Annotated in this window: 7 protein-coding genes; 4 read left to right on the top strand and 3 right to left on the bottom strand. The window is 70.6% G+C overall.

From position 1 onward, the window contains the following. Both ACWDR3_RS45565 and ACWDR3_RS45560 read right to left on the bottom strand, forming a co-directional pair. Window positions 1-1,466 (bottom strand): class I adenylate-forming enzyme family protein (locus ACWDR3_RS45565; RefSeq protein WP_450358593.1); only part of this gene is annotated, 1,466 nt, incomplete at its 3' end. Further along, window positions 1,463-2,236 (bottom strand): SDR family oxidoreductase, encoded by a 774-nt coding sequence (locus tag ACWDR3_RS45560; protein ID WP_450358592.1) that lies wholly within the window; start codon window positions 2,234-2,236, stop codon window positions 1,463-1,465. The genes ACWDR3_RS45565 and ACWDR3_RS45560, both read right to left, overlap by 4 nt. Window positions 2,237-2,510: 274 nt before the next feature. Between ACWDR3_RS45560 and ACWDR3_RS45555 the strand changes: the two genes are divergently transcribed. The 3 genes from ACWDR3_RS45555 to ACWDR3_RS45545 all read left to right on the top strand — a co-directional run bounded on the left by ACWDR3_RS45555 (window position 2,511) and on the right by ACWDR3_RS45545 (window position 7,226). Then, on the top strand, window positions 2,511-4,541 hold the full coding sequence (locus ACWDR3_RS45555) for an eCIS core domain-containing protein (RefSeq protein ID WP_450358591.1): 2,031 nt from the start codon (window positions 2,511-2,513) through the stop codon (window positions 4,539-4,541). A 24-nt stretch (window positions 4,542-4,565) separates the two neighbouring features. Continuing rightward, the gene (locus tag ACWDR3_RS45550; RefSeq protein ID WP_450358590.1) at window positions 4,566-5,819 is read left to right on the top strand and encodes an exo-beta-N-acetylmuramidase NamZ family protein; all 1,254 of its coding nucleotides are present in this window, start codon (window positions 4,566-4,568) and stop codon (window positions 5,817-5,819) included. 81 nt (window positions 5,820-5,900) lie between these two features. Then, on the top strand, window positions 5,901-7,226 hold the full coding sequence (locus tag ACWDR3_RS45545; protein WP_450358589.1) for a serine-threonine protein kinase: 1,326 nt from the start codon (window positions 5,901-5,903) through the stop codon (window positions 7,224-7,226). Window positions 7,227-7,244: 18 nt separating this feature from the next. Here the strand turns inward: ACWDR3_RS45545 and ACWDR3_RS45540 are convergent, their stop codons facing one another. Continuing rightward, entirely contained in the window at window positions 7,245-10,052 is a 2,808-nt protein-coding gene (locus ACWDR3_RS45540; protein WP_450358588.1) for a penicillin acylase family protein, read from the bottom strand. A gap of 221 nt (window positions 10,053-10,273) precedes the next feature. On the opposite strand from ACWDR3_RS45540, the gene ACWDR3_RS45535 reads away from it, so the two are divergent. Continuing rightward, window positions 10,274-10,879, top strand: a complete 606-nt coding sequence (locus tag ACWDR3_RS45535; protein WP_124002602.1) for a hypothetical protein — start codon at window positions 10,274-10,276, stop codon at window positions 10,877-10,879. Window positions 10,880-10,981 lie beyond the last annotated feature (102 nt).

The raw sequence follows: 10,981 nt of genomic DNA, 5'->3' as shown, positions 1-10,981 counted from the left end.
GGCGAACCTGCCGCCCGGCAACTTCTCGACGTCCATGGAGCGCGAGGTGTTCGAGCGGGCTCCTCGACCTCGCGCGGCCAGACCTTGAAGCCGGACGCGTTGATCATGTCCTTCTTGCGGTCGACGACGTAGAGCCAGCCCTGCGGGTCCATGAACCCGATGTCGCCGGTGCGCAGTTCGCCGTCCGGGAAGGTCTCGGCGGTCTCCTCCGGGCGCCGCCAGTAGCCGGGCACGACCTGCGGCCCGCGCACGAGGATCTCGCCCTGCTCGCCGAAGGGCACCTCGGCGCCCTGCTCGTCGACGATCCGGACGAGGGTGTCGGGACCGGGCACGCCCACGGCCAGCGTCCCGGAGACCGGGTCGACGGGCGCCTCCAGCTGCGGTGGGACGGAGGCGCAGGGGGCGGTGCACTCGGTGAGCCCGTAGCCGTTGCGGATGTAGGGACCGAAGCCGGCCCGGAACTTCTCCACCAGGGCCGGCGGCACCGGGGCGCCGCCGCTGGAGATGTTCGTGAAGGAGGCGAAGTGGTCCGGGGTGGCGGCCGGGTGGGCGCCCAGCGCCATGAAGGCGGTCGAGGGGCCGACCGTGTAGAGCGGCCGGTGCTCGGCGAACGCGTCCAGCACGACGCCCGCTTCGAAGCGGTAGGTCAGCGCGAGCGTGCCCACGCTGTTGAGACACGCGCCGAGCTGGCAGACCATGCCGGTGATGTGGAACAGCGGCGCCAGCGCGTAGTAGACGGGCCCGTCCGGCAGGGCGAGCGCGGTCCGCTGCCGCTCGGCGTTGTACATGATGTTGCCGTGCGTGTTCGTGGCGCCCTTGGGGGTGCCGCTGGTGCCCGAGGTGTAGCTGATCAGCGCGATGTCTGCGGGAGAGAGGTCACGCCCGCCCGGTGCGGGGTGCCCGGCGCGCGCCACGGTGACGAGATCGTCGGCGTCGGCGGCCCCCGGCAGCCGCTCGAAGGTCAGCACGCGCGCGTCGTCACGCGTCTGGAAGTCCAGCTCGCACGCGGTCAGCACGTTCCGCACCGGCGAGTCGGCGACCGTCTCGCGCAGATACGACTCCCAGGCCCGGTCGGCGCAGATCAGCGCGGCCACCTCGCCGTCCCGCAGGACGTGCGCGACCTCGCCGGACTTGTACATCGGGTTGACCGGCACCACGACCGCCCCCGCCTTCCACGCGCCCAGCAGGGCGAGCACGAAGTGCGGGGAGTTCTGCAGCAGGATCGCCACCCGGTCGCCGCGCTCCAGACCACGCTCGGCGAGGTACCCGGCGACCGAGTCGCTCAGCTCGTCGACCTCGCGGTAGGTGAGGCGGCCGTCGAAGTAGGCGAGGAAGTCACGGTCGGGCGCCTCGGCCACCGCCCGGCGCAGGGCGTGCACCAGGGTGTCGAGCGGGGCTATCGGGGCGCGCTGGGCGTCGTTGAGCAGCGCCGTCCAGGGCTTGGCCGCGTACCCGGCGCCGGTCACCGGGTGGCCTCCCACTTCTGCTGGAGGTGGTTCATGTTCGTCAGCCAGCGGTCCGGTTCGGCGGCCCTGACCTGGTAGTACTGGGCGACCTCGGGGTGCGGCAGGATCAGGAAGCGGTCCTCCTCGATGCCCTTGAGCAGCGCCTCGGCCACCTCCTCGGGCTCGATCGCCGTCGGCTGCAGCACCAGGTCGCCCGCGCTGCCGGTGGCGGCGAGCATGTCGGTGCGTACGCCCTGCGGGCAGATCGCATGGACCTTGATCCCTCGGTGCCGGTAGGTCAGCGACAGGTACTCGGCGAAGGCGTACGCGCCGTGCTTGGTGACGCTGTAGGGCGCGGACCCGATCATGGTGAGCAGCCCGGCGGCCGACACGGTGGACACGAACCGCCCGCTGCCACGCTCCAGCCAGGCCGGCAGCAGCTCATGGGCGGCCCGGACATGGGCCATGACGTTGACGTCCCAGGACGCGGCCCAGGCGTGCTCGTCCAGCCCCGTCTCGGCGTTCCCGCCCTCGAAGCCGACACCGGCGTTGGCGCAGTAGACGTCCACGGTCCCGCCGAGCGCGTCCCGGGCAGCGCCGACGACCGCCGAGGCGTCCCCCGGTACGGCGATGCCACCGATCTCGTCGGCGACGGCCTTCGCCCGCTCGCCGTCCAGATCGTTGACGACGACCCGGGCCCCTTCGGCGGCGAACCGCCGTGCGAGCGCGGCCCCGATGCCACCCCCGGCTCCCGTCACAACCACACCGGCACCCTGAACGGCTTCCACCATCGGTCTCCTCATGACTGCGGCTCCGCTGCGCGGCCAGACTAGATGACCGCGACTCTGTTGCGGCTCCATACTAACCGGTTGGTATGTTCCCGGAAGGGGGCAGGAGGACAGTCGTAATCGTCCGAATCGGAGGAGCTGTTCACCCTCCGCACGCCGTCCCGTCCTGAAAAATGAACCCCTCGTTTGCCCGAATTCCTGGCCGGGCGACCCTCGGTTCCCTTTCGGGCAGCGTTCACCATGAACTCTTCTCGTCCGGACGAGCACAGGAGAGCTGATGGCGGCGCGGCGTCCCTCGCAGGAGCGGGAGCAGGACGGCGGCGGTGCCCGCCCGGCACGGCTCGCGCCCTCCTCCCCCGTCGGCCGACTGCCCGCCCCCGGACGCCTCGGATCGGCGGATCCGAGCGGCCTGCTCGCGCTGCAACGCCTCGCCGGGAACGCCGCCGTCGGACAGACCCTGCAGCGGGAGCGCGCGGCCGACGACGGCGGGCAGGAGACAGGTGAGACGGCCGTGCAGCGGTCGGTGCACAGCGTGCTGCGCGGTCCCGGGCAGCCGCTCGACCCCACGACCCGCACGGACATGGAGTCCCGCTTCGGGACGGACTTCTCCGACGTACGTCTGCACACCGACGGGGCGGCCAAGGAGTCCGCGGCGGGCCTCGGCGCCCGCGCCTACACCTCCGGCAGCCATGTCGTCATCGGCGAGGGCGGCGCGGACCGGCACACGCTCGCCCATGAGCTGACCCATGTCGTCCAGCAGCGCTCGGGCCCGGTCGCGGGCACCGACCGCGGCGACGGACTGCGGGTCTCCGACCCCGGCGACCGCTTCGAGCGCGAGGCCGAGCAGCAGGCCACCCGCGTCCTGGGCGCCGCCTCGCCGACGGGCGGGGAGCACGCGCCGGCCGGGCACTCCCACGCGGGGCACGGGCACGCGGGCGGGCCGGGAGCCGCAGTGCAACGCATGCGGTCCAGCCGGGCCCCGGATCCGCTCCGGGCGACGCAGGACGAGCAGCTGGCCCAGCGCGACCAGATCGACGACATCGTGGCCCTGTGGGTGCCGAACGAGGAGTTCGACGCCGACGGGCACCTCGTACGGACACCGGAGCACGCCTACGCCGCCGAGCGCCAGGGATACGGAACGGACGCACTGCGGGTCCCGCGTACCGCCTCGCTGCCCCGGGCGACGGCGAGCCGCCGGGGCGGCACCCTGCAGCAGAGCTGGGAGGTGGAGTACCAGACCTCGTTCTACGTCTACCGCGTCGAGCTCATCAACACCGATGTCCGGCACAGTCCCACGCTGATCGACACCGCGCGTCGCTTCCGCATCGTCCGGATGACGCCCAAGGGGTCCGGCGGGCGGTCGATGGGGCGGACCTACCGCTTCGGGGACTACTGGGCGCCCAACCCGGGGTTCGCGGGAGGCCAGGACCTCGATTCCCTGGCCCAGGCGCGAGGTCTGGGGCCGGACAACCGCGTCGACGGGAACACCCAGGGGCTGGTGGCGCTGCCCACCGATCCGAGCGAGCCGTTCGTCTTCTACACGCGCAATGTCGTCGACCCGAACTTCACCAACGCGGACGGGACGGCCAAGGACGAGCGTCGTTTCCTGAGCCGGCGCGGCTTCGACGCGCTCGCCGACGGGGCCCAGGCGGAGGGCAGGACGCGCGCGCAGACCAGGGTGTCCCGGCCGCCGACGGTGGACCGGGCGACCGCCGGGCGCCACACCGCGACGGCCATGGGCGGGTTCGCCGCGCACCAGATGATGCCGACGACCGGCCGGGGCGGCGCGAACGGGCGGCTCGCCTCGCACGAGTGGTGTCACCTCGTCGGCGACGGCGACAACGGCCCCACCGTGTTCCAGAACCTGGTGGTCGGCACCAACGCGGTCAACTCGGAACAGCTGGCCATGGAGACGGCGTTGCGGGACTTCCGGCAGCGCCTGCTGGGGCTCGGCTACGCGATCCGGCTGAACGTCGAGGCGATCGTCGAGCGGACGGAGGCCGAGTCGCCGGGCATGCCGGGCGGTGCGTACAACAAGGCGGACTGGATCAGCTTCGCCATCGACGTCATCGAGGACCCGGGCCGGCGTGCCGGCAGCGCCGAGGTGATCCGGGCGCCCTCGGTCAGCGGACCCGTGCACCGGCAAATCATGGACGCGCAGCGCGGCACGATCACCGAGTCGGAGTTCACCAGCCTGCACAACCAGGTGCGCAACAAACTGCGCTCCGTGCACACCGAACTGAGGGAGGCTCAGGAGGCGGCCCGCAGGAGGTCACGACACGGCTCCCCCATGGCCGTCGACTACTAGCGGCGGCGACCGTACCGTGCTCGCATGCGCCCCTCCAGACGAGCCCTCCTCGCAGCGACCACGGCAGCGGCACTCACCTCTTCGGCGCCTCCGGCCTCGGCCGCTCCGTCCTCGGCGGCCCAGGGCCGTCGCCCCCTCCGCACCGGCTTCGAGCGGCTGGCCGCGTCCGGCTACGCCCTGCTCGACGGCCGGCGCGTCGGCGTGGTCACCAACCCCACCGGTGTCACCCGGGACGTCCGGCACATCGTCGACGTCATGCGCGCCGACGACCGGGTGGACCTGGTCGCCGTCTTCGGCCCCGAGCACGGCTTCCGCGGCACCGCCCAGGCCGGCGGCTCCGAGGGCCGCTACGACGACCCCGCGACCGGACTCCCCGTCTACGACACGTATCTGAAGAGCGGTCAGGCCCTGGCCGACGTGTTCACCACGTCCGGCGTGGACACGGTCGTCTTCGACATCCAGGACGTCGGCGCCCGCTTCTACACGTACATCTGGACGCTCTACGACTGCATGGAGGCCGCTCAGCTGGCCGGCAAGCGGTTCGTGGTGCTGGACCGGCCGAATCCGGTGTCCGGGCGGTCCGCCCAAGGGCCCGTGCTGCACCGGGAGTTCGCGACCTTCGTCGGACGCCAGCCGATCTCGCAGGCGCACGGGATGACGGTGGCGGAGCTGGCGCGGCTGTTCAACGGGGAGTTCCTGACCACGCCGGTGCCGCTGGAGACCGTACTGATGACGGGGTGGCGGCGGTCCGAGTTCTACGACGCCTGGGCGCTGCCGTGGGTGCCGCCGAGCCCGAACATGCCGACGCCCGACACCGCCCTCGTGTATTCGGGGACGTGTCTCTTCGAGGGCACCAACCTCTCCGAGGGGCGCGGCACCACTCGCCCCTTCGAACTGCTGGGCGCGGAGGGCCTGGACGGGCGCTGGGCTGCGGCGGTCAATGAACTCGCGCTGCCGGGCGTGCACTTCAGGGAGGCGTACTTCGCACCGACCTTCTCCAAGTTCCAGGGGAAGACCGTCGGAGGTGTGCAGATCCATGTGCACGACCGGGCCGCGTACGACCCCGTGCGCACCGGGATCGCGCTGCTGGTGACCGCTAAATCGGCGTGGAGCGGCTTCGGTTGGCGCTCCGACAACTGGATCGACAAGCTCACCGGTTCCGCGTGGGTGCGCACGGCGATCGACGCCGGCGCGGGCACCGACGAGGTGGTGGGCGGCTGGCGGCAGGAGCTCGCCGCGTTCCGAAGGACACGGAAGGAATACCTTCTCTACGGATAGGTCCCGGTCTATGGCCAACCCTCCCCCCTCGCAGGACTATGTGCCCACATAGCACCACCACGGGGGACGAAGGGAACAGTCATGGCACAACCGACAACTGCACAGACGGCGACGAGGGTGAGTCCGTACTGGGAGCTGACCTTCGACGCGGACGGGGACGTCGACACGGCCGAGCGGGACCGGCTGCTCACCGAGGTGTCCCGGCGGGGCGTCAAGGATCTGATCGTCTTCGCGCACGGCTGGAACAACGACCGCTCGACCGCCACCGCTCTCTACCACCAATTCCTCGCGCCGTGCCGGGAGTTCGCGCCGAACGCGAAGATCGGGTACGTGGGCGTGGTGTGGCCGTCGATGCGGTTCTGCGACGAGCCGATCCCCGACTTCCCCAAGTCGGTGGTGGCCACGGAGGCGGAGGCGGCACCGGGTCCCGCGCTCGACAAGGACACCCGGCGCGCCCTGCTGGAGGCGTTCCCGGGGCGGACCACGGTGGTCGACCGGATCGCGGGGCTGCTGGACCGGCCGCCCGGGCCCGAACTGGACGAGTTCGGGGGGCTGGTGCGGCTGCTGGTCGAGGCCGCACCGGGCGGCCCGCAGCCGCTGTTCGCGGCGGACACGCTCGCGGAGGGCGGCGAGCCCCCGTTGCTGACCGAGGACCCGGCGACGCTCTGCGACGAGTTCGCGCAGGCTCTGACGACCCTTCAGGCGGGCGGCGAGCGCGCCGGGTTCGCGCTGCCCAACCCCTGGGAGGGCGCGAAGGAGCTGCTGCGGCAGGGGACGTACTACGCGATGAAGCGGCGCGCGGGGACCGTCGGGGAGCGTGGACTGGGGCCGGTGGTGGGGCAGTTGGCCACGGCGGCGCCCAAGGTGCGGGTGCATCTGGTCGGGCACAGCTTCGGCGGCCGGCTGGTGTCGTTCGCGCTGCGCGGGCTGCCGGACGGGGTGCGCACGGTGAAGTCGGTGACGCTGCTCCAAGGGGCCTTCTCGCACTACGCGTTCGCCGCGCGGCTGCCGCGGGACCCGCACAAGGGCGGGGTGCTGCGCGGGCAGCAGAACCGGATCGAAGGACCGCTGGTGTGCTGCTACTCGCGCTTCGACCAGGCGCTGAGCACGATGTATCCGCTGGCCTCGCGGGCGGCGCGTGAGGACAACGCGTTCGCGGGCGTCGACCTGGGACGGGCGCTCGGCGCCGAGTGGGGCGCGATGGGCCACGACGGGGTGCAGGGCGTGCCGGACACCCAACGGCTCGATCTCGCCGGGGCGTTGCGCGGACCGCTCGCCGCGTCGGGGTGCGTGAACGTCGACGCGGCGGCGGTCGTCAAGCGGGGTGGCCCGCCGGCCGGGGCGCACAGCGACATCGTGCACCCCGAACTGGTCCGGCTGGTACTGGCGGCGGGGCGTATCGCGTGACCCCGCCGCCACTGGGCATCAGCGGTGCGAGGTGTACTCCACGACCTGCTGGAAGGTGGGCCGGTTCTGCCAGCTGATGTTGTAGTGCTTGATGCCGCCCAGGGTGCGCTGGACGATCGAGTCGGCGCACCACTGGTCGCCCGCCGCGCACAGCGAGTCGCCCGGGTAGACGGTGGACGCACTGGTACCGGAGGCCGTCTTCAGGGTGCTGATCAGGATGTCCCGGCAGGCGCTGAGGCTGCCGCCGCCGCAGTACTGCTTCGCCAGCGGCCCGGACACGCTCTGGCCGAGCACCGACCTGATGTCCTTGTCGACGTAGCTCCACCAGCCGTACTGGAAGGAGCTGCCCGCGTGCGACCCGGTGGGTCCGTGGGCGGCCGACGGGGTCTCGTCGATGTAGAGGTTGCTGGTGAACTTGGTGTAGAGGTCACTGCCGAGGCCGGGCTGGAACTCGGCCTTCACCAGCAGCGGCCACCAGGCGTCCAGGATCCGGATGGCGTCCGCGTTGGCGTACGTCTTGGAGCCCGCCGAGGTCTCGGTGCGTTTGCCGCCCGCCGTGAGCCAGGTCTGGAGCTTGGTGACGGCTGCGGCCGCCGTGGTGTCGGTGACCGTACTGCTGTTGATCACCTTCAGCAGGTCGGGCAGCACGTCCTCGGCGCGCAGGTCGGTGAGTGCCGCGTCGGCCATCGCCTTCACCAGCGACGTCCGGGTCACCCCGCCCGCCGCGACCAGCTTCTTCACCCGGTCGTTGAGCAGGTCGCCACGGTGCACCGAGCCGTCGCCCCAGCTCGCGGTCGTGTAGTTGAGGGCCTGTTTGTTGTTCCAGGAGATGTAGTAGTCCTGGTCGATGGAGTTGGGGTGCGCGGAGGCCGGGGTGTAGTCGGAGGTGTTGGTGGCCGGGTTCCAGTTCTGCCACTCGTAGGCCGACTGGGCCCAGACCGGGAACTCGCTGTCGACGCCGCTGGCCCGCACCGGGTTGTTGCCGCTGTTGTAGTACGCGGTGTGCTGGGAGTCGGCGTAGAACCAGTTGAAGGTGTAGTTGATGTGCTGCGCCGCGCTCTGGAAGGTCTGCGGACTCTTCACGTAGTCCGGGTCGTTGAGCATCTGGAAGCCGATGATCGAGTCGGCCTCGTGCATGTAGGAGGAGCGCAGGGTGGTGTAGGCGACCTTCTTGCCGCCGACGGTCGCTCTGTACTCCACGGGCCCGTACTTCGTCTTCCAGACTCTCATCGTGTACGAGCCGGCCGCGGTGCCGTCGGCCGTGGTCGGCTTCCAGGCGTTCTTCTGCTCGATCTTGTCCATGGCGGTGCAGGTGCCGTGGAGGAGGTAGTGGTAGTCGTCCTGGCACAGTTCGACCGCGTAGGTGTCGATGATGTCCTGGCCGGAGGTGGTCGCGGACCACGAGTAGTCCTGGCCGCGGCCGAGTTCGACGTACATGCTCAGTCCGGCGAAGGAGGCGCCGCGGGCGCTGATGCCCGGGCCCTGGATCTCCTGGAGCATGAGCAGCTGGGGTGCGAAGTAGCCGGTCTGCGGGCCGAAGACGGCGACCGGATGGCCGCTGGCGGTGTGACTCCCGCTCACCACAAGGGCGTTGGACATCCCGCGTTTCGCCGAGCTGAGGGCGGTCGCGGTCGCCGCGGCGGAGGCGGCGTCGGCGCTCTGGTTCGCGCCGGTGCCGGTGGCGTCGTAGATCAGCGGTTCCGTGGTCACCGAGCCGGCGTCCGGCAGGGCCTGGCCCTGGGCGGTGGTGGGCTTGGTGCCGTACGGGAAGCTGGAACCGTCGTGGATGGTGAGCGCGGCCTCGGGGTCGTTGCGCTCGCGGAAGGACTCCCAGACCTTGGTGCCCTCCTCCACTCCGTACTGGGACTGGGCGGCGAGCAGTGAGAGCGCGTTGTTGACCTCGCCGCCACCGCCGGAGCCGAACAGCGAGCCGATCACGGAGGCCAGCGCGACCAGGTCGGTGAGCTTGAAGTGGTCGATGGTGCCGGCGTTGGTGATCGAGTCCTTGTGCCCGGTCAGCACGTACTCGCCGGGGAAGTACCGGCCGCTGTCGGAGGCGTCGATGTAGGCGTTGATGCCGGCGATATAGGCGTTGGCGTCGTCGAGGGCCTGCTGGCCGCGGGTTCCGTTGTTCGCGATGACGCTGTCGATCTGCGCCTGCAGATCGGCCTCGGAGTACGGGGCGTTGCGGTAGAACTCCTGCTCAAGGCCCTGGTTGGAGGCCACACCGCCCGCGAAGGTGGTCAGCTGGCCGCGGCCCACGTGCCGGAAGACGTCCATCAGCCACAGCCGGTCCTCGGCCGCCGCATAGCCGGCTCCGAACTCCGTGCCGTATCTGGTGGTACCGGTGATGTGCGGAACGCCCGCCTTCTTGTCACGGACGATCTTCACGTCCGTGCGGCCCGCGGGACTCTCGGTGGAGGCGACTTGATCGGTGGCGACACCGAACGACGCGTCGTTGAAGAAGGTGTTGATCTTCGCGTCGGTGAGGGTGGAGTACCCGGTGGCCAGGTTGTTGTAGGGCCCGAGCTGGTCCTCGGCGTGGTCGGGCTGGATGCCGAAGGCCTGGTTGAGGAGGACCTGGGCGAGCGTGGCGTTGCCGTTCTCGCCCGGCGGCAGGATGTCGGAGCACTGGCCGCCGCAGTAGTCGTTGGCGGCGGCCGCCGCGGTCGTGTCGGCCGTGTCGGCGGCTTCGGCCGCCACTTGGGAAAGCGGGGACAAAAGTCCGGCAATCAGGGCGCATACGGCAGTGGTCTTCAGGAACCAAGGGAATCTGCGGGGAGTTCTCAGTCTGTCGAGCACGTTCGGTGCGGTACGCCGTGGCATGGCAGCTCCTACCGACAGGGGGGTGAGCCGGGACGTTACCGCCGGTATCCCCGGGATAGAAGATGAACATGCGTCAAGTTTTGGTTGGCGAGCCTGCTTATGGAGGTCATCGGAAATCGGATGGAGCCAAATCGCGTGTCGATACGTCTACTCGGCGACGTCCGTACGACGACGCCGAAGTGACCGAAGTACAGGTGCAGGTGTGACGGAGGTGCAGGGCGATGGCAGGTTTCCGGAGTCTGGCGAGACAGGTCCGCGATCCGCGGAGCGATCTCGCACTGCGGCGCTACTCACTTCGCAAGTGCCTTGAGCGGTTCGCTCCTTACGGGCACAGGGCGACCTGGGACCATTTGTGCTCCCGGGCGGGGTTCGGCCCCGAGGACCGCTCCCCCGACCCGGTGCGGCTCGTGGCCGCACTGGACGAACTGGAAGAGGCGCGTTCGGTCTGGCTGGCCTACGAGGTCGACTTCGCCGAGCGGCGCCGCAAGGAGAAGCACGACGGACTGCGCAGTCCCGGAAGTATCGACGACTGGCACCGACTGACCTGGGGAGGTTTCGGTGTCGCGTGGTGCGACGACCCGCGGGTCCACCCCCGTGAGCCGCTGGCCGAAGTACTGCGCCGACTGATCTCCGCGCTGGAACACGACCCGGGCTCCGGCTGCCCGGCGTGCGGCGGAGCACGTCTGACCTGGAAGTACGACCTGGACCACGAGCCCTCCACCGGTCCGGTCTGCACGCACTGCGGAATCCTCGTACCACGGCCCGTGCTCACAGCCGAGGCCCTGGCGGACGCAAGGCGCGGAAGGCTGCTGCTCGTCTCGGCCTGAGTCAGGGGCTGTCGTTTGGATCAGGTCGGCTGTGAGGTGCGGTGCTTCTTGGCCGAGTCGAGCGGGGTCTGGTGCGTGCAGCTGCAAGGCGGAGGAGGGAGT

This window comes from Streptomyces sp. NPDC001002, assembly GCF_053599215.1.
The sequence above is the reverse complement of the archived record's forward strand: the minus strand, read 5'-3'. Positions and strand labels throughout refer to the sequence as shown.

Coding starts and splice junctions, on each gene's coding strand:
- ACWDR3_RS45560 (WP_450358592.1), bottom strand. CDS start 2,236: ATGGTGGAAGCCGTTCAGGGTGCCGGTGTGGTTGTGACGGGAGCCGGG.
- ACWDR3_RS45555 (WP_450358591.1), top strand. CDS start 2,511: ATGGCGGCGCGGCGTCCCTCGCAGGAGCGGGAGCAGGACGGCGGCGGT.
- ACWDR3_RS45550 (WP_450358590.1), top strand. CDS start 4,566: ATGCGCCCCTCCAGACGAGCCCTCCTCGCAGCGACCACGGCAGCGGCA.
- ACWDR3_RS45545 (WP_450358589.1), top strand. CDS start 5,901: ATGGCACAACCGACAACTGCACAGACGGCGACGAGGGTGAGTCCGTAC.
- ACWDR3_RS45540 (WP_450358588.1), bottom strand. CDS start 10,052: ATGCCACGGCGTACCGCACCGAACGTGCTCGACAGACTGAGAACTCCC.
- ACWDR3_RS45535 (WP_124002602.1), top strand. CDS start 10,274: ATGGCAGGTTTCCGGAGTCTGGCGAGACAGGTCCGCGATCCGCGGAGC.